This is a genomic window from Paraburkholderia sejongensis (assembly GCF_020880815.1).
GTDB lineage: Bacteria > Pseudomonadota > Gammaproteobacteria > Burkholderiales > Burkholderiaceae > Paraburkholderia > Paraburkholderia sejongensis.
In genome coordinates this window covers 638,140-662,682 of the sequence record NZ_JAJITD010000001.1, presented here as the reverse complement: position 1 = coordinate 662,682, position 24,543 = coordinate 638,140, and the positions used below count along the sequence as shown (strand labels likewise).

Genomic DNA, 24,543 nt, shown 5'->3' with positions numbered 1-24,543 from the left:
TGCGGTCCCGCACCAACGGACCTTTCGAACCATCATCCAAACCGTCATCCATCGCGATCCCATTTCATGAAACTCGATGAAATCGAGGCCTTCGTCGCGGTCGTACGCAGCCAGTCGCTGAGTCAGGCCGCCGAGTCACTGGCGCTCACGCAACCGGCCGTCACGCGCCGTATCCAGAATTTCGAGGAAGCGCTCGGCGTCGAGTTGCTCGACCGCAATACCAAGCCGCTGAAAACCACGCCGATGGGGCGCGCGGTGTACGAGCAATGTCGCGCGATCGTGCGCGAGGTCGACGCGCTCAGGCACCTCGTTACCGACGACGCGCCGCTCGCCGGCGTGTTGCGTCTGGGCGTCGCGCAAACGGTCGCCGATGTCGCGATGCTGAAGGCCTTGCACGCGTTGCGCGGCGCGCATCCGGAGTTGCAGGCGCGGGTTTCGACCGGCTGGGGCAAGCCGCTGATGCAAAAGGTGGAAGACGGCGAGCTGGACGCGGCGATCGTGCTGTTGCCGGCCAACCGCGTGTTGCCCGACGAGTTGGCCGGCCACGCGCTCGGCGAGTTGAAGCTCGCGGTGGTCGCGGCAAAAGGAACGCTGAAAACGCGCGCGCAGACGCTGGCCGCATGCCAGTCGCGCGGCTGGGTGCTCAATCCGGACGGCTGCGGGTTTCGCGCCGGACTGCAACAGGCGCTCGCCGCGCAGGGCCATGCGCTGAAACTGAACCTCGAGACGCTCGGCACCGAACTGCAGTTGGGTCTGGTCGCCGACGGCGTCGGGCTCGGTCTGGTGCCGTTGCCGTTGCTGCGCGCGAGCGCCCACGCCGAGCGGCTCGACGTGATCCAGCTCAGCGACTTCAAACCGGAAATAGCGGTGTGGATCGTGCGTTCGCGCGCGCTCGGCAAAATGCAGTCGGCACTCGCGACGCTCGCGCAAAGTGTCGAGCAGAGCTTCAGGGCCGCGCGGCTGCCGCGCGCGGCGTGAGCGGGCGCGCGCCGCTCAGATCACGAAGAAGCCATGCGTGCCGTCGCGTTCGAGCTGCGCGACGAGGCCATACTCCCATTCCAGATACGCGTTCATCGCTTCACGTCCGTTGTCGGTGCCTTCATACGGCCGCCGGTAGCGATCGATCCGCGGTGACGCGAGGCGAGCATAGCCGCTTTCGCCCGGCAGGCCCGCGCGCAGCCATGCGGCGGTGCCGCCGTCGAGCACATGCACCGGTTTGCCGGTGAGCGCGGCGATTTCCGGGGCGGCGAATTGCGCGAGCGCGCTGCTCGCGCAGGTGACCACATAGCGCTTCGCATCGGGCAGCGCGCGCAGATCGCCGGTGTCGTTGCCGAGCCGCGAGCGCACCAGCCAATGCGCGCCTGGAATATGCGCCTTTACGTGATTCGCGCTGGACGTCACGTCGATCACCACGGTGCCGCTCGCCGGATCGGCGAGCAGCGCCGCGAGTTCGTCCGTGCTGACGAGCGCGGCAGGCAGCGGCGCCGGTTTCGGCGCGCGCCACGGTCCGCTTTCGGTGAGCGCGTCGGGCGTCGCCCGATCGACCACGTACACCTCGATGTTCATCTGCGCGAGCCACGACGCGGTCATGTTCGCGCGCACGCCGTCGTCGTCGAACAGCACGACGCGCGCGCCGCGTACCGGCGCGAACATATCGGTTTCCTGAACGAGTTGGCCGCCCGGCGCGCCCTGAAAACCGGGCGCGTGCGCGTGCTCGTATTCCGCCGGCGTGCGCACGTCGAAGCGGTAGGTGGTGCGGGTGGCTTCGCCGGCCCAGCGCGCGGCTTCGTCGAGCGTGGTGCGGCCCACGCCGGCCCGCTCGGCCAGCGCACGCGCGGCCACGCGCGAAGCGCCGAGCTGCCGCGGATCGAGCCCTGCGCCGGGCTCGAAACGCCTGTCGCTGCCGTGTTCGAGCGATTGCCCCGCGAGCGTCCAGCCGATCGTGCCGTTGCGCAGCGCCGCGACCGGATTCGGCAGCCCAGCGTTGACGAGCGACTGCGCACCGATGATGCTGCGCGTGCGGCCCGCGCAATTGACGATCACCCGGGTGCTCGGGTCCGGCGCGAGCGCGCGTGCGCGAAGCACGAGTTCGGCGCCCGGCACGCTGATGCTGCCCGGGATGTTCATGGTCTGGTATTCGTCGAAGCGCCGCGCGTCGAGCACGACCACGTCGTCGCCGTTGCGCAGCAGCGTGTCGACGGCTTCGGCGGACAGCGACGGTGTGTGCCGGTGCGCTTCGACGAACTCGCCGAACGCCTTGCTCGGTGCATTGACGTCGCGAAACACCTCGCCGCCCGCGCGGATCCAGCCGTCGAGGCCGCCGGCCAGCAATGCGACGCTGGTATAACCGAGCGCCGCGAATTTCGCGGCCGCGCGCGCCGCGAGTCCTTCGCCGGCATCGAACAGCACGATCGGCACGTCGCGGCGGGGCAGCCGCGTATAGGCTTCGAGTTCGAGCTTCGACAGCGGCAGATTCGCCGCAAAGAGCGGATGCGCGTGCGCGTGCGGGTCTTCTTCGCGCACGTCGAGCAGCGCGATTTCGCGGCGCGCGAGCAGCGCTTCGCGCACGTCTTCATAAGTGCGAACCGGATAGGTCGTCATGGGTGATGCGCTTCCTTGCTGAGATCCCACAGATTAGGCAGTGACTGGTTCGAGTAGCCGGAAATGAACGGCTTCGGCTGGCCGGTGGGCGCATAGGTCGAGCGACGCACCGCGCCGATGTTGGCGCCGTACACGTGGATGCTGATCGACGTGCGGTCGTCGTACGCGTTGCGCACCCGGTGAATATCGCCGATGCGGGGCGACACCGCTTCGACGTCGCCGGCTTCCAGGCGCACTTCGGCGCCGCTCTGGCGCAGCGTGCCGTCGTCATTGCGCACGAACGGCGCGGCCAGTTCGGCGCCGCGCAGCACGCCGATCAAGCCCCACACCGTATGGTCGTGAATCGGCGTCTGCTGACCCGGGCCCCACACGAAGCTGACGACGCTGAAACGCTGGCGCGCATCGGCATACAACAGGTATTGCTGATACCGCTCGGCCGATGCCTGCGCATACGCATCCGGCAACCAGTCGTCGACGCCGATCAGCGCGCGCAGCGCATGCGCGCCGCGTTCGAGCAGTTCGGCTTCGCGGAGGCCGGCGTCGACCAGCGCGGCGATCTCGCCGACGAAACCGCGCAATCGATGATTGGCCATCAGTCGAGTAGCTCCGGTTCGGCTTCGACGAGCCCTTCATACAGGCTGTCGAACGCATGCAGCGCGCCGTTGGCGCGGCCGACCTGTTGATGGGTCAGCGCGGCCATTTCGTGCGGGATCGGCTGCGGCGTGCCGGCCGCTTCGGCGAGCAGTTGCGCGTGGCACGCGTTGTCGAGCGAGAGGTACCACCACGCGGCGGCTTCCACCGACGGACCGGCGGTCAGGATGCCGTGGTTCTTCAGGATCACGGCCTTGTGCGGTCCCAGCGCGGCGGCGATGCGCGCGCCTTCGCTGGTGTCGAGCACGACGCCGCGAAAGTCGTCGAACAGCGCATGATCCTCGTAGAACGCACAGGCGTCCTGCGTCAACGGATCGAGCTTGCGGCCGAGCGTCGACCACGCCTTGCCGTACAGCGAATGCGTATGCGCGGCGGCGACCACGTCGGGCCGGGCCTCGTGAATCGCCGCGTGAATCGCGAACGCGGCCTGATTGAGCGGTCCTTCGCCGATTACGATCTCACCGTGACTGTTGACGAGCAGCAGATCGGACACGCGGATACGGCCGAAGTGGCGGCCGAGCGGATTGACCCAGAAGTGATCGGTCCATTCGGGGTCGCGCGCGGTGATGTGGCCGGCGAGGCCTTGCGCGAAGCCGTGCTGCGCGAACAGCCGGAATGCGGCGGCGAGGCGTTGCTGGCGGTGCAGACGTTCCTGCGCTGGCGAGCGCGGCGGCGTCTCGTCATCGAACCAGAAACGGCGCAACGCAGTGGTGCGAAACGCGAGTGGCGGCGGGTCGGCGAGTACTGTGCTCATGATGAAATGCGCTCCCCGTTATGCGGCGTGACGCGCGCGCGATGTCAGTTCGCGGGTCGCGGGAATCAGTTCGCGGCCGTAATCGATCGCGTCTTCGAGCGGATCGAAGCCGCGGATCAGGAACGTGGTCACGCCGAGCGCATGATATTCGGCCAGCGTCTGCGCGACCTGCGCGGGCGTGCCGACCAGCGCGGTCGAATTCGAGCGGCCGCCGATCTCCTTGGCCACCGCGGTCCACAGGCGCTCGTCCGCCCGCACGCCGTCGCCGGCGGCGGCCAGCAGCCGGCGCGCGCCCTCGCTCTGTTGCGGGCCGCCGCGCGCGAAGCCCTGTTCGACGCGCAGCCGGCGCGTTTCTTCGAGAATGTGTTCGGCGCGTTCCCATGCGGCCGCCTCCGTCGCGGCGAGGATCGGCCGGAACGATACCGAGAAGCGCACGCTGCGGCCGTGCCTGGCCGCCTCGGCGCGCACCCGGGTGATCTGTTCATGCACCTGTTGCTGCGATTCGCCCCACAGCGCGTACACGTCCGCGTGCTTGCCCGCGACCTCGAGCGCCGGCGCGGACGCACCGCCGAAATAGATCGGCAGATGCGGGCTCTGTTTCGGCTTGACTTCGGAGAACGCCTTTTCGAAGCGGTAAAAGCGGCCCTCATGATCGAACGGCTGGTCTTCAGTCCAGACCCGGCGCAGGATCTGCAGATACTCGTCGGTGCGGGCATAGCGCTCGTCGTGGCCGAGGAAGTCGCCGTCGCGGCGCTGGTCCTCGTCGCTGCCGCCGGAAATGAAGTGCACCCCGAGCCGTCCGCCCGTGAAGTGGTCGAGCGTCGCGAGTTGGCGGGCCGCCAGCGTCGGCGCGACGAAGCCCGGCCGATGCGCGAGCATGAAGTGCACGCGCGAGGTCACGCTCGCGGCGTAGGCGATCGTGATGGTCGCATCGGGACTGGTCGAGCTGTGCGGCACGAGGATGCGATCGAAGCCCGCGTTCTCATGAGCCTGGGCGAACGCGCGCACGTAGTCGGTGTCGATCGCGGGACCTTGCGCGGCGTGCGTCTCCGAAATCTTGCGTTGCTGGATCATGCCGATGAATTCGACGCTCACGATGGCTCCTTGTGCGGATTCGCTGGAATAGAGGATTGGTCGTGGCAGCGGAGGGGACCCGTTGCAACGCCTGAGAAGGCACTCAGGCTATCACCGGGTTATGCGGGAACTAAATATTAAATCGAGCTAAAGATATAAAGGGCGCATATCGTGCGTGGGCTTGCGCTGGTGCTTGCGCTTGCGATGTAACGGCGAGCGGGAGCGTGATGCGCTACCCGCTGTATGAAGTCGCGCGCACGCGCTCAAGCTCGCGGCGCATAGACGTTGCACCAGCCGTCGGCCGCCACGGTTTTGCCCGCGAACATCGGGCACGGTCCCGCCGCGTCGGCTGCCGCGCCGGTGTAGAAGCGGCAGTTCGCGCACCGCTCGCCCGCGTGGTACTTCGGAAATTTCGCGGTGTCGACGCTAGCGGCCTTCGCGCGATAGCCGAGCGATGCGGCGGTCGGATCGCTTTCATCGACGAGCGGCGCGGCGGCCAGCGCCTCGCCGGCGCTCGCGAGCGCCGCGCACAGTCCGGCGGCCTGGAGAAGAAAGGTTCTGCGATTGCGGGAGATCATCTTTTCGTCCTCAGTCATGTCTCAATGCCGCGGCCCTGCGTTCAGCGGCGTTTTCGATGTCTGCGCGGCTTGCGCGGTCAGCTTCGCGTCGCCGGTGTCGTAGCCGTTCGTATAGAGCAGAAACGCCATCAGATCCGCGTATTCCTCGTCGCTCATCTTGCCGGGCTTGTCGGCGGGCATGTTGGTCGACATGTACTGATAGATGCCGCCGATCGTCAGATGCGAGTTCGCCGCCGGCGCGAATGACGGGCCGTTCAGCGCCGGCGCGGTAATGCCTTCGAGCTTCTCGCCGTGGCATTTCGCGCACGAGTCCGCATACAGGTGTTCGCCGTGCGCAACCTGGTCGCGATCGAACGACGGCGCGGGGCCGCCGCTGCTCGCCGCGACCTTGATGAAGCCGCCGCCGGTCGAGGTGCCGCTCGCGCGCATGAACCCGGCGCGCGGCGACGGCGCGCGCGGGCCGTCGAGATAGCGCGCCGGTGACCGGGCCACGGCGACGGCGAGCGCGGCGTGCCGGCTGGCTGCATTGGCTGCATTGGCTGGTGAAGCTGGAAGGGCCGCGCCCGCCGAAGTGCCGGCAGGCAACATCCAGTTGCGCGTCAGCGCGGCGAGCCGGCCATCGTCGCGCAGCGTCGTGAGCGCGGCATCGATCCGCTGTTGCAGCGCCTGCGTGCCGGGCCCCGACGCGAACACCAGGTTCCAGTCCGCATACGGCGACACGGCGAGCGCCACGTCGAACTGATGCTGCGGATGCGCGCGCCGGTATGCGACCACCGCCGGATACCAGACGATCGCGCGCTGCGCGCGGCCTTTCGCGAGCGCATCGACGGTCAGCTCCGACGACGTTTCGAGGTCGAAGCGGGCATCCTTCTGCTGGACCGCGATCAGTTGCGCGGGGCTCGACCAGGTCGCCGCGATCGTGACCTTGCCGTCCGCCTCGGCGACGCTGGCAGCGGCCGCCCGCGTGCCGCGCAGTCTGACGGTCACGTAGCCGGAGTGCAGATAGCCGCTCGAAAACAGCAGTTGCGAGTCGGAGCCGTCGGCGACGCTCGAACGCGGAAAGCCCGCGATCACGTCGCAGTCGCGTTGCAGCGACTGGCTCAATTCGTGAGCGGAGATACCGTCGTCGCCGCCGTCGTCGTCGATGCCGCGCTTCGCGAAGCGCGCGGTGATGCCGGCGGTACTGAGCACCGCGCGCGCCACGGCTTTATCGAGTTCGGCCGACGGGCTGCCGGGCAGCGTGCAGACTCGTACGCTGGATAAGTCTGGCGCGGCGCTCGCGCTCTGCGTGCCGGTATCGGCGCGTGCGGCGGCTTGATTGGCGGCTCGAGGTGCGGCATGAGCCTGCGCGTGTGCGACGACGAGCGCGCTGGCAATCGCCACGATCGCCACGTGGGTAAGTCGAATGTTCATGATGGCGCGTTCCTGTGATGGCGGGCTTAACCGTGCTCAAGCGGGCTCAACCGCGCTCGAGCGCGAACACGTAGAGCGTGCCGCCGCGCGGTACGTCCTTCGCGATGTCGGCCATCGGGCCGCCCCAGATCGGATTGGCGCCGCCGTAGCCGGCCAGCACCGCGACGTACTCCTTACCATCGACTTCGAACACCGACGGTTGCGCGATCACGCCGCTCGCCAGTTGCGGGCTCTCCCACAGCACCTTGCCGGTGGCGACGTCGAACGCGTACAGATGGCCGTCGAGCGAACCGCTGAACGCGAGGCCGCTGGCGGTCGTCGCGACGCCGCCGTTCCACGGCATTCTGGTCCAGTGGCCCCACAGCTTCTTGCCGGTGTTCACGTCGATCGCCTGCAGTTCGCCGAAGCCCTGGCTGCCCGGTTCTGGCTGGATTTCGAAGCCTTCGCCGAGGTAGGGCAGGCCCTCCATATAGCTGACCGACTTGCCGGACAGGCTCATGCACGCATGCAGCGACGGCACCACCGCGATATGGCGCTCGGGGTCGTACGAGACCGACCACCAGTTCTTGCCGCCCAGAAAACTCGGGCACGTGTTGATCGTGGTGCCGGCCTTCGGGAACCGGCTCGCGTCCTGCACCGGCTTGCCGTCGGCGGTGTAGCCGGTCACCGACAACGCCTTCACGAACGGCTCGGCATAGATCAGCTTGCCGGTCTTGCGATCGATCGCGTGAAAGAAGCCGTTGCGGTCCGCGTGAATGATCGCGTCGTACTTTTTGCCCTTGTAGCTGATGTTCGCGAGCACCGGCGTGTTCACGCCGTCGTAGTCCCACGTATCGTTATTGGTGTACTGGTAGTGCCATTTCAGCTCGCCGTTCTTGGGATTGAGCGCGAGCAATGAATCGGAGTACAGATTGTCGCCGGGACGCAAAGCGGCGAGCCACGGGCCCGGGTTGCCGACGCCCCAGTACAGCGTCTGGCTGGCCGCGTCATAGGTGCCGGTCAGCCACGCGGCGCCGCCGCCGTGTTCCTGCATGCCGTCGGGCCACGTGTCGCTGCCTTTCTCGCCGGCGGCGGGAATCGTGTAGCGCTTCCACAGCGTCGAGCCGTCTTCCGGACTGAGCGCGGCGATATAGCCGCGAATCCCGTATTCGCCGCCGGACGTGCCGACCACGATCGAGCCGTCGAGCGCGAGCGGCGCGAGCGAGAACGCGTAGCCCTGGCCCGGCTCGAACATCTGCTTCCTCCACACCACGTTGCCCGATTGCGCGTCGAGCGCGGCCACCTCGCCGTTGAGCATCGCCACGTAGACGTTCTTGCCGTACAGCGCGACGCCGCGATTGACCACGTCGCAGCAGGCGGTCTTGAACGACAGCGCGTCGAGCTTCGGTTCGAATTTCCACAACTGCTCGCCGGTCTTCGCGTCGAACGCGTAGACGTTGTCCTTCGGCGTCGTGACGAACAGATAGTTGCCGTTGACGATCGGCGTGGCTTCGAAACCCTGCTTCAGATCGGCCGGGAACTGATAGCTCCACGCCTGCTTCAGTCCGGCGACATTTGATGCATCGATCTGCTTCAGGGGCGAATGCGACTGGCCGCTATAGCTGCGGTAGTAGGTGAGCCAGCCCGGATCGTTCTGCGCTTGCGACAGGCGCTGATAGGTGACCGCCGGATAATCCGGGGCCGCCGACACCGCGGCCATATTCACGCTCATCGCGACCGCGAGCGCGATGCCCGCTCCACTGACAGCCAGCCGGCCGGCGGCGGCCGAACGCTTTTCCATAATCGTCTCCTGAGGTGTTTGTCGATGCAGGGCCGGCAGAGGCGTTGCCTCGTTTGTTATGTCGATCCGGTTGCGAGGCCGTTACTGCAAGTCGTATGCCATTCGTGCCGATCGAGCCGCAAACGCGGCCCGCCGGAAATGGGCGAGCGGACGCACTCGCGGCGCCGGCGTACCATGTGTTGCATCGAGGTACAGCGCGAGCGTTCAGGTGTTGAGAAAAATGACAGTCACCGCGCGCGCGGGCGGCGTGAGCTTCGCGCACGGTGGGCGAACCGGTACTAACCGGTACTGACCGGTACGCATCGGCACCAGCGGCGCCGACTCGGGGACAGTCCGCATATCGCGTCGCCGATCGATTTGCGCTAATACAGTCTTTGCGGGCGGATTCGTTCGCGCGTGAGGTCGCGTGCGTCAGATCGCCCGCGGTACGTTGCGATTCGTTGAAAGCGGTTCGACAGCTTCGTCGTCGCTCGACCGGATTGGCCCGGAGCTTGCTGACCAATTCACGAAAAATCCGAAGCGAAAAATCCGAAACGAAAGTCCGGCAATGCACGGGGCTTTCCCGGAGGGAGACAATGCACGATCACGTACGTCCGGCCGCCGCTGCAACGGCCATGCGGGCCACCGACTGGCCCGCGCCCGCCATCCAGAAGGCGCACGAACGGTCCGAAACGTTCGGGCTGTGCGCGTCCGCGCGGCCCGATTACGAAGTGCTGTCCAAGCCCGGGCTCGAACTCAAACGCGAGCAGAACCGCGTGTTGTGCGCGCACGCGATGCCGGTGATGGAGTCGTTGCGCGAACAGATCGCCAACACCCAAAGCATGATCGTGCTGACCAATGCGGAAGGGCTGATCTTGCATTCGATCGGCGACGACGACTTTCTCGCCCGGGCGGAAAAAGTCGCGCTACGGCCCGGCGCGAACTGGGCCGAGGACCGCCAGGGCACCAATGCGATCGGCACCGCGCTCGCCGAGGGTTGCGCAATGGTCGTGCACGGCGACCAGCACTATCTGGCGGCCAACCGCTTTCTGACCTGTTCGAGCGTGCCGATTCTCGATCCGTACGGCGACGCGATCGGCGTGCTCGACGTGACCGGCGACTACCGCAGCTATCACCAGCACACGATGGCGCTCGCGAAGATGTCGGTGCAGATGATCGAGAATCATCTGTTTACGACGACTTTTCAGGAAACGTTGCGGGTGTCGTTTCATAGCCGTCCTGAGTTTCTCGGCACGCTGATGGAAGGGATCGTTGCGTTCACCAGCGACGGCCGCTTTCTGTCGGCTAACCGCAGCGCGCAGTTCCAGCTCGGCATGTCGCTCGCCGGGCTGCGCGCGCATACGCTGTCGTCGCTGTTTCAGACCACCAGCGCGCAATTGATCGACCGCACGCGCGCCAGCGTCGACCCGCATCTGATGCTCAATCTACCGAGCGGCGCGGTGGTCTGCGCGCGGGTGCAGTTCAGACACGCGTCGCTCGCCGACGGCGGCCGGCCGAGCGTCGCGCAGCACGCCGCGCAGCACGCCGTGCGCGCGCCCGCGCGCGAGGAACCGGCACAGACGCCGGCAGGGCTGTCGCGGCTCAGCTATCTGGATACCGGCGATCCGCAGGTCGCGGCGGTGATCGCGAAGGTCCGCCGCGTGATCGGCAAGGACATTCCGATTCTGATCAACGGCGAGACCGGCACCGGCAAGGAACTGCTCGCGCAGGCGATCCACAACGATTCGCCGCGTCATGCGGGGCCGTTCGTCGCGGTCAACTGCGCGTCGATTCCGGAGACGCTGATCGAGTCCGAACTGTTCGGCTACGAGGAGGGCGCATTCACCGGCGCGCGCCGCAAAGGCGCGCTCGGCAAGCTGTTGCAGGCGAACGGCGGCACGCTGTTTCTCGATGAAATCGGCGACATGCCGTATGCGCTGCAAGTGCGGCTCCTGCGTGTGCTGCAGGAACGCGTGGTCAATCCGCTCGGCTCGACCCGCAGCATCGCGGTCGATGTCGCGATCATCTGCGCGACGCACCGCGACTTGCGGGAGATGATTGCGCAAAACCGCTTTCGCGAAGACCTGTACTACCGGCTCAACGGCCTCGTGGTGCGGCTGCCGCGCCTGTGCGAGCGCACCGATCTGGCGGTCGTGATCCAGAAGATGCTGCTGCGCGAATCGGCCGCCGTCGCGGACCGCGCGCCGCTGCACGTCGCGCCCGACGTGATGGCGCTGTTCGAGCGCTGTCCGTGGCCGGGCAATTTTCGGCAGCTCGGCAACCTGCTGCGCACCGCGGCGGCGATGGTCGACGCGGACGGCGAGATTCGTCGCGAGCATCTGCCCGACGACTTTTTCGACGATCTGCGCTCCAGCGCGCAGATCTGCGCGCTGGAGCGGGGCGCGGGGGCGGGCGGTTTTGTGCCGGAAAGCGCGCGCCTGCAGGACGTGACCGCGTCGGCGATCGCCGCGGCGCTCGCGCGGCATGGCGGCAACGTATCGGCGGCCGCGCGCGAACTCGGCGTGTCGCGCAACACGATCTATCGCAAGATGCCGGCGGTCGAGCCGGGCCGTGGCGCCGACGATTTCTGACTGACGGGCAGCGCCCGCTCGTCGCGCCTGTAGTTCTCATCGCGCCTGTTGCGTTGGTTGCGCCGGTTGCACGCCGTGCTGTCACACCGGTGTTGCATCTCGCAGCACCGGTGCTCCAGAACTGAACACTGTCCCACCGCCGAACGCGCGTTATAGCGACGCATTCGGCGCGCTCTCGTGGGCAAAATGAAAGCGTGTCGGCCCGCGTGCAGACGCAGCGCTAGGCGCCAGCCGAATGCCGTTTGCGCGGCGAAATCGGCATGCGCTTTGCTTGGTAGGAAACGGCCGCGCATCCGCTGCGGTTTTCATCCGATCCCGAACAAGGAGACAACTCATGCAATGGCTCACCCCGTCGTACACCGAGGTGCGTTTCGGCTTTGAAATCACGATGTATATCGCCAATCGCTAACGCGGCCGCGGCGTGTTGCCCGCGCTGACCGAACGGCGCGCGGGCGGCACATCTCATGCGCCGCGCCGCTTTCCAATCCAGATCTCTGTTCGATCGCGGAGCCGGTCGAGAAGGCGTGGCCTCTATGAGCACCAGCGACGAAGACAGCGGCGTACCGTTGCGGCCGCGGCTGCGAAGCATCTTCAGTCTGCAGTGGGAAGTGGCGCACGACACGTACGTGCTGCTCCATCCGCAAGGGCGGGTGAAACTGAACACGAGCGCCGGCGCGATCCTCGCGCGTTGCGACGGCCGGCACGAACTCGACGACATCATCGGCGAACTGGAGCGGCTCTATAGCACGGCGGAACTCGCGCCCGACGTCTACCGCTTTCTCGATCACGCGCGCCAGCGCGGCTGGCTCGACTAACGCCTCACGCGCCTCACAACTCACAACTGCCGCGTATACGCGAGGAAATCGATAAACGCGCGAGTCGCGGCCGAACGCTGCGCGGTTTTGCTCCACAGCGCGATCAGTTTTGCGCGCTGGCGATGCAACGGCTACCGCGCCCGGCTCAGCCGCGCCCGTTTCGTATTCGGCAACGGTTCATGCTGCATCGGCCCCTTGATGAGTTCGCTCATCGCGTCGCGAATCCAGCGGTTGGCCGGCTCGTGGTGAAAGCGCGGATGCCAATGCAGATACAAGTCGTATTTCGGCGCGGGGAAGGGCAGCGGCAAAAGCTTGACGTTCACGAACTCCGCGAAGCGGCGCCCGACCGCAAGCGGCACCGCTGCAATCATGTCCGAGCCGGCGACGACGAACGGCACGCCGATAAAGCGCGGCACGCTAAAGCGCACGTTGATGCGAATCCCAAGGCGTTCGTGCGCGCGAGCGAGCACGTCCTGCTCGCGGCCTTCCGGATGCACCATCACGTGCGCGGCCGAGCGGTACTGATCGAGCGACAGCGTGTCGCCGATATCCGGATGATCGTCGCGCGCGATACACACATACGAGTGCCGGTAAAGCGCTTTGCGCTTCAGCGATTCGCTGTTCAAACCCGGAAAGTAGCCGATCGCGAGATCGACGTCGCCGGCCGCCAGACCTTCCTCCAGCTCCGGCATGCTGAGCGCCACCGTCTTGATGCTCACGTGCGGCGCGGTCCTCGCGAGCAGATCCTGCAAGCGGGGCAGGAACACCATTTCGCCGATATCCGACATACACAGCACGAAGTTGCGCGATGACTCGGCCGGCCGGAATTCGGGCGCCGGCAGAATTTCGGTCTGCACGAGATCGAGCAGCCGCGCGACCGGATCGCCGAGCGCCTGCGCGCGCGGGGTCGGCTCCATGCCGCGGCCGGTGCGCACGAACAGCGGGTCCTCGAACAGCTCGCGCAGCTTCGACAGCGCATAGCTCATTGCCGGCTGGCTGAGCCCGATGGTGACGCCCGCCTGCGTCACATGGCGCTTTTTCAGCAGCGCATCGAACACCTTCAGCAGATTCAGGTCGACCTGACGAATATCCATGGTTTGGATGATGCCTATCGATTTCACATAATTGACGGATTTTATCGTCCTTCCTAACATCGTTTCCACAACAAAGGAGTGAGACACCATGTCCGATGGACGCAAGCCGCAACGCCCGTTGCGCAGCAATTTCCCACGCGGTTCCTATCTCGGCGCGGTGCGCGCCGCCCAATGGCGCAATCTGGGCATCAGCGAGGAAGACCTCGACAAGCCCAAGATCGCCATCGTCAATTCCTCGTCCGAACTGGCTACCTGCTTCAGCCACCTCGACGGCATCGCCGCGCAACTGAAACAGGCGATCCGCGCGGCCGGCGCGCTGCCGTTCGAGATCCGCACCGCGGCGCCGAGCGACTTCATCACCGGCGCGGGCGCGCGCGGCGCGTACATGCTGGCCGCACGCGACCTCGTGACGAACGACATCGAAGTGGCGGTGGAGGGCGCACAGCTCGACGGCATGGTGTGTCTCGCGTCGTGCGACAAAACAGTGCCGGGTCAGTTGATGGCCGCCGCGCGGCTGAACATTCCGAGCATCGTGGTCGCGTGCGGCTATCAGCCGAGCGGCGAATACCGCGGCGAGCACGTTGACATCGAGGACGTCTTCGTCGGCGCGATGCATACGCTGACCGGCAAACTGCCGGTCGAGGACCTGATCGGCATGAGCCAGAACGCGATTCGCGGGCCGGGCGTGTGCTCGGGTCTGGGCACCGCGAACTCGATGCACATGGTCAGCGAGGCGCTCGGCATGTCGCTGCCCGGCAGCACGCCGGTCGCCGCCAACAGCGAGCGGATGTTCGCGTTCGTGCGCGAAGCGGGCGCGCGCATCGTCGAGCTGGTGCGCGACGACCTGAAGCCGCGCGACATCCTCACGCGCGGCGCGTTCGCCAATGCGGTGAAGACGGTGCTCGCGGTCGGCGGCTCGATCAATACGGTCAAGCACTTGCAGGCGGTCGCGGCCGAAGGCCAGCTCGACGTCGACGTGTACGCGCTGTTCGAGGAGTTCGCCGCGCAGATCCCGGTGCTGACCGGCGTGCGCCCGGTCGGCTCGCACACGATCGAGCAACTGGAGGCGGCGGGCGGCGGCCGCGGCGTGATGAAGCGGCTCGAGCCGTGGCTCGACGCCGGCGCGCTGACGGTCACCGGGCGCACGGTGAAGGACAACCTGGCCGACGTGCGGATTGCCGACGACGACGTGATTCGTCCGCCCGAGCGCGCGTTCGCCAACCATCCTGCCATCGTGCTGGTGCGCGGCAACCTGGCGCCGCAGGCCGGCATCGTGAAGTTCGGCATCTCGCCGACCAAACAGCGCGCGTTCAGCGGCGCGGCAATCTGCTTTTCCACCTCCGACGACGCGATCGCCGCGATCAAGGACGGCCGCGTACAGCCGGGCAAGGTCGTCGTGATGCGCGGCGCGGGCGTGTGCGGCGGCCCGGCGATGGGCGGCGGCGCCTCGCGGGTGGTGTTCGCGATCGACGGCGCCGGTCTGTCCGAGCAGGTCGCGATGCTCACCGACGGGCATCTGTCCGGCCTCGTCTGCAAGGGGCTGGTGGTCGCGGAAGTGGCGCCCGAGGCGGCGACCGGCGGCCCGCTCGCGTTCGTCGAGGACGGCGACACGATCGAGATCGACCTCGAGCGGCGCATCTGCGATCTCAAGGTCGACGAAGCCGAGCTGGCGCGCCGCCGCGCCGCGTGGCAGCGCCCCGCGCCGGTCAACGATAGCGGCTGGCTGAAGATCTATCGCGCGACGGTCGGCACGATGCCGCAAGGCGCCGTGCTCGGTGCGGACCGCCCGGCGCGGGAGCGTTGAGATGGGCGGCGAAACCGTAATCGACATCGGCACGGTGATCGAGCGCCAGCAGAGCAGGCGCTTCGGCGTGCTGCTGATCGTCGCGATGGGCGTGATGATGATGACCGAGGGCTACGACCTCGCCGCGCTGGCGTTCGCGGCGCCGGCGTTGAGCCGCGCGTGGCATCTCGAGCACGGCATGCTCGGCCCGGTGTTCGGCGCGTTCGTGTTCGGCACGATGATCGGCGCGTTCGTGCTCGGCTATCTCGGCGACGTGATCGGCCGCAAGCGCATGATCGTGATCGGCAGCGTCGTGCTCGCGGGGTTCACGCTCGCGGCCTCGCGCGCCACCGCGCTCGACCAGTTGCTCGTGCTGCGCTTTCTCGCGGGCATCGGCATCGGCGGCGTGGTGCCGAACGCGATCGCGTACACGACGGAATTCGCGCCGAAGCGCTGGCGCGCGACGTGGGTGACGCTGATGTACACCGGCTACACGATCGGCAGCAGCGTGGGCGGCCTCGTGGCCGCGTGGCTCGTGCCGAAGTTCGGCTGGCAGGTGGTGTTCGTGATCGGCGGCATCGCGCCGCTGGTGTCGAGCGCGATGCTGTGGTTCGCGGTGCCCGAGTCGATCCGCTTCCTCACGCTCAAGGGCCGTCACGCGCAAGTGGCACGCATCGTCGCGCGCATCGCGCCCGGTTTCGTGGTCCCACCGGGCGCGCGCTTCGTGACCGGCGGCGCCGCGCGGGGCGATGCCCACGGCGAGGGCCGCGACGGCTCGCTGCGGCTGCTGTTCGCGGGCCGGCTGCGCGCGCTGACGCCGGTGCTGTGGGCCGTGTATATCGCCAACTCGATGGCGCTGTTCTTTCTGAGCAGCTGGCTGCCGGTGCTGATCGAAAGCGTCGGCCTCGTGCCGCGCGAGGCGGCGCTCGTGTCGACGATGTTCCAGCTTGGCGGCACGCTCGGCGGACTCGCGCTGATGCGCTTCGTCGACACGCGCGGCGCGATCATCATCACCGTGCTGCCGCTCGTCGGCACGCCCGTCGTCGCGCTGCTCGGCACCGGACTGCCCGGCCCGCTGCTGGTCGCGGCGGTGTTCGTCACCGGCTTCGCGGTGGTCGGCACGCAGTTCGGCCTGAACGCGGTCGCGGCGCTCGTTTATCCGACCGCGCTGCGCGCGAAAGGCACGGGCGCGGCGGTCGGCATCCAGAAGATCGGCGCGATCGCCGGCCCGATGATCGGCGGGATGCTGATGTCCGCGCATCTGCCCGTCGAACAGATGTTCTTTCTCGGCGCGGTGCCGGTCGCGTTCGTCGCGCTGCTCGCGTTCGCTCTCGGCCGCCTGCATCGTCGTCGCGACGATGCCGCGCCGGACAACTCTCAAACAGGAGCAGCCCATGTCGCTTGAAGTCGTTCCCATTGACGCCGCGCATCCGGATTTCGTTGGCCTTGCCAGCGGCATCGATCTGACGGCGCCGGTTTCCGAGTCGCTCGCGAGCGCGCTCGACGCCGCGATGAACCGCTACGCGGTGCTGGTGTTTCGCGGTCAGCCGCTCACGCAGGACCAGCAGCTCGCGTTCGCGCGCTCGCTCGGGCCGCTCGATCTCGGTTTCAAGCGCGTGGCGCGGCCGCACGCGCGGCTCGCGTACCAGGAACTCGCCGACATCTCGAACATCGACGAGACCGGCCAGATCGCGGACCGCGCGCACCGGCGCATCGTCGGCAATCTGGCGAACCAGTTGTGGCATAGCGACAGTTCGTTCCAGCAGCCTGCCGCGCGCTATTCGATGCTGCATGCGGTGGTGGTGCCGGGGTCCGGCGGCGAAACCGAGTTCGCGGACATGCGCGCCGCGTGGGATGCGCTCGACCCGCGCGAGCAGCGCGAACTCGAAGGGCTCGAAGCGGAGCACTACGCGCTGCACTCGCGCTTCCTGCTCGGCGACACCGACTACGACGACGAGCAGCGCAACGCGCTGCCGCCGGTGCGCTGGCCGCTGGTGCGCGAGCATGCCGGGTCGGGACGCCGGCATCTGTTCATCGGCGCGCACGCGACGCATGTCGTCGATCGCACGCTGGCCGAAGGGCGCGTGCTGCTGATGGATCTGCTCGAACACGCGACCGCGCGCCGCTTCGTCTATTCGCATAGCTGGCGGCCCGGCGACCTCGTGATCTGGGACAACCGCTGCACGCTGCACCGGGGCCGCCGTCACGATCTGTCGGTGCGCCGCGAGCTGCGGCGCGCGACGACGGTCGATGTGGACCGCCACGCGGCGTCGGCGGCGGAACAACTCGAACCTGCCTACGGAGCACGCTAAATGCAGCTGAACGACGACGAACGGGCGATGCTCGACGGCCGCGACGGCGCGGCCGTGCAGCGCGCGATGGATCTGCTGGTGCGCTACGGCGAAGCGCTCGACGCGCCGCGACTGGTGGACACCAACAACGTGTGCGGCACGGTCGGCGCGACGATGCCGTTTCTGCGCGATTTCGCGGCCCGGCACGGCGGCCTCGACGCGGTGTTTTCCGAATTCAACCTCGATAGTCCGGAGGTGGTCGAGGTGCCGAAGGCGAAGGTGTTCAGCAGCCATCTTCAGCAAGGGCTCGACCCGCAGCATGCGCAGCGTCAGGGCATCGACGGCGAGATCGTGAAGCTGTACCGCCAGGGCGAGGCGTTTACCGGACGGCTCGGCATCCAGCCGCTCAATACCTGCGCGCCGTATCTGACCGGCAACGTGCCGGTGCGCGGCGAGCATTGCGCGTGGATGGAGTCGTCGGCGGTCATCTACATCAACGCGGTGCTCGGCGCCCGCACCAACGCGGAAGGGCGCGAGAGCACCGGCGCGGCGATGCTGACCGGCAAGATTCCGTACTGGGGTCTGCACCTCGACGAAAACCGCGGCGGCACGCATCTGATCGAACTCGACATCGACGTGAAGACGGTGCAGGACTGGGGGCTGCTCGGCTACTACGTCGGCGAGCTGGTGCAGGACCGCATTCCGGTGATCGACGGACTGCGCGACGTGCCGAACCTGCCGAAGCTCAAGCACTTCGGCGCGGCCGCGGCTTCCTCGGGCGGCGTCGAGATGTATCACATCGTCGGCCAGACGCCGGAGGCGCGCACCCGCGACGAAGCTTTTCGCGGCCGCAAGCCGCTCGAGACGATCCGCTACGGCGCGGCGGAGCGGCGCCTCGCGTACGAGCGCGTGAACACCACCGCGAAAGACGCGCAGGTCGACTTCGTGATGCTGGGTTGTCCGCACTATTCGATCGAGCAGATCTGGGAGGTCTGCCAGTTGCTCGAAGGCCGGCGCATCGGCGCGAATACCGAGCTATGGATCTTCACCGCGCGCGCGACCCGTCAACTCGCGGACCAGGCCGGCTATACGAAGCTGATCGAGGACGCGGGCGGGGTGCTGATGACCGACACGTGCTCGGCGATCGGCCGTGTGATGCCCAAGGGCACGCGCGTCGTCGCGCTCGACTCGGCGAAGCAGGCGCACTACCTGCCCGCAATCATGGGCGTGCAGGCGTGGTTCGGCACGACCGCCGATTGCATCGAGGCCGCGGTGAGCGGCCGCTGGAACGGAGGGCTCGCCGCATGAGCACGCGTCACGAGAGAACCGGCGAGACTACGGGAGAGGCAACGAGCGAGACCCTCGACGACACCGCCGGCGCGCCGCTCGTGCTGCGCGGCCGCAAGGTGGTCGGCGGCTGTGTCGAGGGCGAGGCGCTCGTCACGCGCGATCGCATCTCCGGCTGGGGCGGCATCGATCCGCGCACCGGCACGATCATCGAGACCCGCCACGAACTGCGCGGCCAGAGCTTCGCGAACAAGGTGCTGGTGTTTCCCGGCGCGAAGGGGTCGTCGGGCTGGTCGAGCCAGTTCCATATCGCGCGGATCGCCGGTACCGCGCCCGCCGCGATGCTGTTCAACGAAATGACCACCAAGATCGCGCTCGGCGCGGTGGTCAGCCATGCGCCGTCGCTGACCGACTTCGATATCGACCCGCTCGACGTGATCGAGACGGGCGACTGGGTGCGTGTCGATGCCGACCGTGGCGTCGTCGAAGTGCTTAAACGCAAGCGCGCATGAGCTTGCCGCGCGGCCGGGTCCGCGCGTAACCGCCATTTGCTTTCCAAGGAGAAGATGTTTTGAAGACTGGTACTCGTATCGTCCGCCGCAACGGCCAACCGACCGGCTGGAAACTCGACGCCGACGTGTGCATCGTCGGCGCGGGCATCGCCGGCACGTCGGCCGCGCTCGAAGCGGCCGCGCTTGGCCGCAAGGTCGTGCTGGTCGACAGCCTGCCCGCGCTCGGCGGCCAGGCGGTCAACTCGATCATCGGCACGTTCTGCGGGCTGTTCTCGAACGGGCCGAAGCGCTTTCAGGTCACGCACGGCATCGCGGACGGCATCCTGCGCGATCTCGGCGAGAAGGGCGCGTTGCACTACAAGGAAGGGCCGCTCACCACCGTCGTTCTGTACGACGAAGTGGCACTCGCTCGCTGGATCGAGCAGAAGATTCTGGAGGCCGGCATCACCGTCGTGCTCGGCGCGGTGCTGCGCGACGTCGTGCGCGAAGGGCGGCGGGTGCGCGAGCTCGAAGTCGCGACCCGCTACGGCGACGTGCGCATCGCGGCGAACGGCTTCGTCGATGCGAGCGGCGATGCGGCGCTCACGTGGCTGGCCGGCTTCGACTGCCAGGAGCCGGAAACGCCGATTCGCGGCACGCAGATGATCGTGCTCGAGAACCTCGACGAAACCGATCTGCCGACGCCGCCCGCGTTTCGCGAGCGCGTCGAGGAAAGGGCGCACGCGTATGGGCTGGAGCGCAAGGACGGGCTGGTGTTCTATTTCCGCGGCCGCAACATCGGCATTGCGAACATGACCCACATCGAGACGCCGCTCGAACCGATGGCGGCGTCGCACACGGCGCTCGTCGGTCGCGACCAGGCGGACCGCGCGTTCGAGTTCCTGCGCGCCGAGTATCCGCATATCTATCGCAACGCGCACATCCGCAGCTACGGACTGCCGGGGATCCGGCAGACCCGCTGGATCGTCGGCGCCCAGCAGTTGAGCTCGCACGACGTGATCGCCGCCACGCAGTTTCCCGACGCGGTCGCCCGCACGTCCTGGCCGATCGAATTGCACGATCGCGCCGAAGGCTATGAATGGAAGCCGTTCGGCGACGACCATCTGCATACCGTGCCGTTCGGCAGCCTCGTCGTGAAGGAGGCGGACAACCTGATCGCGGCGGGCCGCTGCATCGACGCGGATGCGACCGCGCTGTCGAGCGTGCGGGTGATGGGGCCGTGCATCGCGATGGGCGCGGCGGCCGCGCATGCGTTCGATCTCGCCGATGGCGGCAGCGTCCACGACATCGATCGCGGCATGCTGCGCGAGCGGCTCGCCGACAACGTCGATCGCATCGACCCGCCGCATCTGCAGGACTGACGCAGTACCTACCGGCGCCACGGCAATTGCAAAGAGGTGCAGCGCGAGCTCCGCGAGGAGGCTCGCGACAGAGCGCCCACTGCTGCGACGCCCAGAGACGATATGACGGAACCGCGCGACGCGCCGGGATCTGCCCGGCCGCCGACGCGGCACCTCTGGAGGAGACGATGATTCAAACTCTGCCCGATGCGCGCACGGTGGACGTGTCGCGCCTGATCGACGAACAGAAAATCGGCCGTTTCGCGATCGTGCTGATCGCGTCCACCTGGCTCGTGATGCTGACCGACGGCTACGAGCTCAGTGCGCTGGCGTTCGCCGCGCCTTCGCTGATTCGCGCGTGGCATATCGAGCGCAGTGTGCTCGGCCCGGTGTTCGGCGCCAATATCTTCGGCATCATGATCGGCTCGATCCTGTTCGGCTATATCGGCGACCGGATCGGCCGCAAGCGCGCGATCCTGTTCGGTGCGTGCTGGTACGGGCTCGTCACGCTCGCGACCGCGTGGGCGTCGAGCGTCGACCAGTTGCTGTGGCTGCGCCTTGCCGCCGGTATCGGCATCGGCGGCGCGGTGCCGAACGCGTTCGTGCTGGTGTCGGAGTTCGCGCCGAAGCGGCTGCGCGCCACCTGGGTCACGCTGATGTTCACCGGCTACACGCTCGGCGCGGGCTTCGGCGGCGGCGTCGCCGTGTGGCTCGTGCCGCACTACGGCTGGCCCGCGGTGTTCGTGGTCGGGGGGCTCGCGCCGCTCGTGGTGGCGGCCGCGCTTTCGTTCGTGATGCCGGAGTCGCTGCGCTACCAGGTGCTCAAGGGCTGGCCGCGCGACGGCATCGCGGCGACCGCCGCGCGCGTGCGACCCGAGCTCGCTCTGCCGGCCGGCGCGCAGTTCGTCGTGACCGACGAGCGCCGCATCGCGAAGTTCTCGCCGCGCATGCTGTTCGCCGGCCGCCTGCGCTATGTGACGAGCGCGCTGTGGCTCGCTTACATCGCCAATTCGATGGCGCTGTTCTTCCTGCAGAACTGGCTGCCCGTGCTGATCGAGGCGACCGGCGTCGCCGCGCATCGCGCGGCGCTGATGACGACGCTGTTTTCGATCGGCGGCACGGTCGGCGGCCTCGTGCTGATGCGCTTCATCGATCGACACGGCGTGCGGCTCGTCACCTGTCTGCCGCTCGTCGGCTTTCCGCTCGTCGCGGCACTCGGGATGAACCTCAATACCGCGTTGCTGACCGCCGCCGTGTTCGGCGTCGGCTTCTGCGTTGCCGGCACTCAGGCGGGTCTGAATGCGGTTGCGTCGATCGTCTATCCGACCAGTTTCCGCTCGAAAGGCACCGGCACCGCGATCGGCGTCGCGAAGATCGGCTCGATCTCGGGCCCGATGATCGGCGGGATGCTGCTTGCCGGACATCTGCCGGTGCGCGAGCTGTTCCAGGTCGCGGCGCTGCCGGTCGTCGCCGTCGCGGCGCTGATGTTCGTGCTCGGCCGCATGTACCGGCCCGGCGACGCGCACGACGACGCGCATGACGGCGGTCTTGCGGACTCCGATCTGACCAGCGGCAGGGCAGGCGGCAAGGCGCCGCTGAGCGTGGCCGAACGGTAGCGCCGGCAGCAGCAATACGGTCGCCCGGGCGCGGCGCAGGGTCGCTCACCGCGACCCGATGACGATACGCGCGGCGCGTTCGCGCCCGACGCGCGTTCACGCACGCCGCGCGCTCGCATTCAGCCGCATCACCTCACTACATCGAAACCGGAGAAGCACAATGAAAACAGCAGTCCGCACTGCTGCGGTGGTTTGCGCCCTGGCGGCGCCGCTCACGGCCGACGCGCAAAGCTCGGTCACGCTGTACGGCATCATCGATACGGGTATCGCATGGACGAATACGGTCGCTTCGTCGATCAGGACCCAGGGCGCATCGCGCTGGTCGATGGCGACGGGCTGGGGCAGCGGCGACCGCTTCGGTTTGCTCGGACGCGAGGATCTCGGCGGCGGCTTCGCTGCGGTGTTCCAGCTCGAAGCGGGCTTCAGCGGACTGAACGGCACGTCGTCGCAGGGCGGCCGGCTGTTCGGGCGGCAGGCGTACGTCGGTCTCGCGAGCACGCGCTACGGCAAGCTGACGCTCGGCCGCCAGTACGACTACACGTTCGACTACGTCGCACCGCTGATGTCGTGGCTGATGTTCGGCAGCATCTACGGCGCGCACATCGGCGACGTCGACGACAGCTTCCAGACGTTTCGCCTGAACAACAGCGTCAAGTACGAGGTGAGTCCGCTCGCGGGGCTGAAGCTCGGCGCACTGTACGCGTTCAGCAACCAGGCGGGCAGCGACACCGGCCAGGGCTTCGCCAACAACCGCGCGTACGGCTTCGGGCTCGATTACGTGCGCGGGCCGGTGCATCTGGTCGCGAGCTACCTGCAACTGAACAATCCATCGGCGGGACTCGCGTCGGGGAACAATCCGAACGGCGCGATCGGCGACGAGTACAGCGGCTCGACCAGCATCTTCTATAACGCGGGCTTCGTCGAGCGTCAGCGGATCACGGCGCTGGGCGGCGGCTATACGTTCGGCGCGGCGTCGATGAACTTCATCTTCACCAATACGCTGCTCGACTATCGCGGCGGCCACAGCCTGCGTGTGAACAACTACGAGATCAACGGGCGCTACTACTTCACGCCGGCGCTGATGGCGGGGCTCGGCTACATCTTCACCGATGGCGGCGGCTACACCGGTACCGGCGCGACGTCATTCGCAACCGGCGACCGGCCCAAATGGCATCAGGTGGACGCGGGCATCAGCTATCTGCTGTCCAAGCGCACCGACCTGCATATGTCGATGGTCTACCAGCGGCTGGCCGGCGATGCGAGCACCGTTGCGATCAACTTCTTCGGACCGGCGGGTGCGGGACGCAGCAGCCAGCTTGCGGTGCTCGCGGGGCTGCGGCATCGGTTCTGACCTGAAGTCCTCATGCCGCGTGCAGCGCGAGCGCCTGTGATGCAACCGCGGCGAGCGCTTCGAGTTCAGCCTGGCTTGCGCCGTCGCGCGCCTGCTCGCGAGAATCGCGGGGGACTGACAACCGGAGTTTGACGATGTGCGTTACGCCGGCGCCGACGGCGGTTTTCGGCGCTGCATCGACGGGGCCCGAGCGGCGGGCCCCGTCGATTGGGCCCGATCAAGCGCTTTAGCTGACTTCAGTAACGAAGTTCTCGCGGCTGCGCCGGACTTTCTTCAGGTTCACGAGCCAGTCGCCTTCCGCGGCGCGATAACCGAGCGGCAGCATCACGACGCTGCGCAGGTTCCGCGACTTCAATCCAAGAATTTCATCGACCGCAGCCGGGTCGAAGCCTTCCATCGGCGTTGCGTCGACTTCTTCGAAAGCTGCGGCGATCAACGCCGCGCCCAGACCGATATAGGCTTGCCGCGCTGCGGCCTGATAATTAGCTTCGGTGCCGCGATCGGCGACGATACCCAGCAACATCTGCCGATAGTTTTCCCAGCCTTCGTTTTTGAAGCCGCGCACTTCGTTGGTCAGGTCGAACATCATGTTGACGCGATCGGGCGTGATGTCGTCCCATGCAGCAAAGACCAGCAGGTGCGAGCAATCGGTCACCTGCGCCTGGTCCCACGCCACCGTGCGGATTTTTGCGCGGATTTCCGGATTGGTGACCACCAGCAACTCGAAGGGTTGAAGACCGCTGGACGTCGGAGCCAGCCGCACCGCTTCGACGATCCGTTCGAGCTTCTCCGCGGGAACACTTTTGGTCGCATCGTACTTCTTGGTGGCGTAGCGCCACGCCAGTCTTTCGTTCACTGTCGTCATTGCAATTCTCTTCAAGGAAAAATCAGGAGCTTTTCGGCTCCGCGATTCCGGCATCAACGAGTGATCCCGTAGCCGGAGCCGTCACGGCGCGGCAATGCTAGCGTAAATGGCGAATGTCCGCAGGACGTGGCCTTGGGCGGTTTGTTCGTTGCGCCACCGGGCGCTTTG

General features: G+C 67.2%; 21 protein-coding genes. 12 read left to right on the top strand and 9 right to left on the bottom strand.

What is annotated here, in order from left to right; all coding sequences use genetic code 11:
* Nucleotides 1-66: 66 nt before the first annotated feature.
* Entirely contained in the window at nt 67-978 is a 912-nt protein-coding gene (locus LJ656_RS02780) for a LysR family transcriptional regulator (protein ID WP_230507735.1), read from the top strand.
* 15 nt (nt 979-993) lie between these two features.
* Here LJ656_RS02780 and LJ656_RS02775 read toward each other — a convergent pair whose 3' ends face one another.
* The 7 genes from LJ656_RS02775 to LJ656_RS02745 all read right to left on the bottom strand — a co-directional run bounded on the left by LJ656_RS02775 (nt 994) and on the right by LJ656_RS02745 (nt 8,851).
* Entirely contained in the window at nt 994-2,601 is a 1,608-nt protein-coding gene (locus LJ656_RS02775) for a rhodanese homology domain-containing protein (protein WP_230507734.1), read from the bottom strand.
* Entirely contained in the window at nt 2,598-3,194 is a 597-nt protein-coding gene (locus tag LJ656_RS02770; protein ID WP_230507733.1) for a cysteine dioxygenase family protein, read from the bottom strand. Before LJ656_RS02770 ends, LJ656_RS02775 begins: the two co-directional genes overlap by 4 nt.
* The gene (locus LJ656_RS02765; RefSeq protein WP_230507732.1) at nt 3,194-4,006 is read right to left on the bottom strand and encodes a class II aldolase/adducin family protein; all 813 of its coding nucleotides are present in this window, start codon (nt 4,004-4,006) and stop codon (nt 3,194-3,196) included. The genes LJ656_RS02770 and LJ656_RS02765 overlap by 1 nt, the downstream gene beginning before the upstream one ends.
* Nucleotides 4,007-4,024: 18 nt before the next feature.
* The gene (locus tag LJ656_RS02760; protein WP_230507731.1) at nt 4,025-5,101 is read right to left on the bottom strand and encodes an LLM class flavin-dependent oxidoreductase; all 1,077 of its coding nucleotides are present in this window, start codon (nt 5,099-5,101) and stop codon (nt 4,025-4,027) included.
* Between the two features lie 242 nt (nt 5,102-5,343).
* On the bottom strand, nt 5,344-5,658 hold the full coding sequence (locus tag LJ656_RS02755; protein ID WP_230507911.1) for a high-potential iron-sulfur protein: 315 nt from the start codon (nt 5,656-5,658) through the stop codon (nt 5,344-5,346).
* Between the two features lie 21 nt (nt 5,659-5,679).
* Nucleotides 5,680-7,071, bottom strand: coding sequence for a c-type cytochrome (locus LJ656_RS02750; protein WP_230507730.1), 1,392 nt, complete (start codon nt 7,069-7,071; stop codon nt 5,680-5,682).
* A 46-nt stretch (nt 7,072-7,117) separates the two neighbouring features.
* Nucleotides 7,118-8,851, bottom strand: a complete 1,734-nt coding sequence (locus tag LJ656_RS02745; RefSeq protein WP_230507729.1) for a methanol/ethanol family PQQ-dependent dehydrogenase — start codon at nt 8,849-8,851, stop codon at nt 7,118-7,120.
* A 575-nt stretch (nt 8,852-9,426) separates the two neighbouring features.
* On the opposite strand from LJ656_RS02745, the gene LJ656_RS02740 reads away from it, so the two are divergent.
* From LJ656_RS02740 to pqqD, 3 genes are all read left to right on the top strand, one after another.
* The gene (locus LJ656_RS02740) at nt 9,427-11,421 is read left to right on the top strand and encodes a sigma-54-dependent Fis family transcriptional regulator (protein WP_230507728.1); all 1,995 of its coding nucleotides are present in this window, start codon (nt 9,427-9,429) and stop codon (nt 11,419-11,421) included.
* A 235-nt stretch (nt 11,422-11,656) separates the two neighbouring features.
* On the top strand, nt 11,657-11,830 hold the full coding sequence (gene pqqA / locus LJ656_RS34945; protein WP_329958788.1) for a pyrroloquinoline quinone precursor peptide PqqA: 174 nt from the start codon (nt 11,657-11,659) through the stop codon (nt 11,828-11,830).
* A gap of 124 nt (nt 11,831-11,954) precedes the next feature.
* Nucleotides 11,955-12,236: a pyrroloquinoline quinone biosynthesis peptide chaperone PqqD gene (gene pqqD, locus LJ656_RS02730; protein ID WP_230507727.1), complete on the top strand. Its 282-nt coding sequence runs from the start codon at nt 11,955-11,957 to the stop codon at nt 12,234-12,236.
* A 131-nt stretch (nt 12,237-12,367) separates the two neighbouring features.
* Here the strand turns inward: pqqD and LJ656_RS02725 are convergent, their stop codons facing one another.
* Nucleotides 12,368-13,330, bottom strand: a complete 963-nt coding sequence (locus LJ656_RS02725) for a LysR family transcriptional regulator (protein WP_230507726.1) — start codon at nt 13,328-13,330, stop codon at nt 12,368-12,370.
* 88 nt (nt 13,331-13,418) lie between these two features.
* On the opposite strand from LJ656_RS02725, the gene ilvD reads away from it, so the two are divergent.
* The 8 genes from ilvD (at nt 13,419) to LJ656_RS02685 (ending at nt 23,510) form a co-directional block, all read left to right on the top strand.
* Nucleotides 13,419-15,134 (top strand): dihydroxy-acid dehydratase, encoded by a 1,716-nt coding sequence (gene ilvD / locus LJ656_RS02720; protein WP_230507725.1) that lies wholly within the window; start codon nt 13,419-13,421, stop codon nt 15,132-15,134.
* 1 nt (nt 15,135) lies between these two features.
* The gene (locus tag LJ656_RS02715; RefSeq protein ID WP_230507724.1) at nt 15,136-16,518 is read left to right on the top strand and encodes an MFS transporter; all 1,383 of its coding nucleotides are present in this window, start codon (nt 15,136-15,138) and stop codon (nt 16,516-16,518) included.
* A complete protein-coding gene (locus tag LJ656_RS02710) occupies nt 16,508-17,425 on the top strand; it encodes a TauD/TfdA dioxygenase family protein (protein WP_230507723.1) in 918 nt (305 codons plus the stop codon). Before LJ656_RS02715 ends, LJ656_RS02710 begins: the two co-directional genes overlap by 11 nt.
* Entirely contained in the window at nt 17,426-18,712 is a 1,287-nt protein-coding gene (locus LJ656_RS02705; protein WP_230507722.1) for an aconitase X, read from the top strand.
* The gene (locus LJ656_RS02700; protein WP_230507721.1) at nt 18,709-19,203 is read left to right on the top strand and encodes an aconitase X swivel domain-containing protein; all 495 of its coding nucleotides are present in this window, start codon (nt 18,709-18,711) and stop codon (nt 19,201-19,203) included. The genes LJ656_RS02705 and LJ656_RS02700 overlap by 4 nt, the downstream gene beginning before the upstream one ends.
* Nucleotides 19,204-19,262: 59 nt before the next feature.
* Nucleotides 19,263-20,564, top strand: coding sequence for an FAD-dependent oxidoreductase (locus LJ656_RS02695; protein WP_230507720.1), 1,302 nt, complete (start codon nt 19,263-19,265; stop codon nt 20,562-20,564).
* A gap of 167 nt (nt 20,565-20,731) precedes the next feature.
* Nucleotides 20,732-22,159: an MFS transporter gene (locus LJ656_RS02690; RefSeq protein WP_230507719.1), complete on the top strand. Its 1,428-nt coding sequence runs from the start codon at nt 20,732-20,734 to the stop codon at nt 22,157-22,159.
* 160 nt (nt 22,160-22,319) lie between these two features.
* The gene (locus LJ656_RS02685; protein WP_230507718.1) at nt 22,320-23,510 is read left to right on the top strand and encodes a porin; all 1,191 of its coding nucleotides are present in this window, start codon (nt 22,320-22,322) and stop codon (nt 23,508-23,510) included.
* Nucleotides 23,511-23,736: 226 nt separating this feature from the next.
* On the opposite strand, the gene LJ656_RS02680 is transcribed toward LJ656_RS02685, so the two are convergent.
* Nucleotides 23,737-24,375 (bottom strand): NAD(P)H-dependent oxidoreductase, encoded by a 639-nt coding sequence (locus LJ656_RS02680; protein ID WP_230507910.1) that lies wholly within the window; start codon nt 24,373-24,375, stop codon nt 23,737-23,739.
* Between the last annotated feature and the right edge of the window lie 168 nt (nt 24,376-24,543).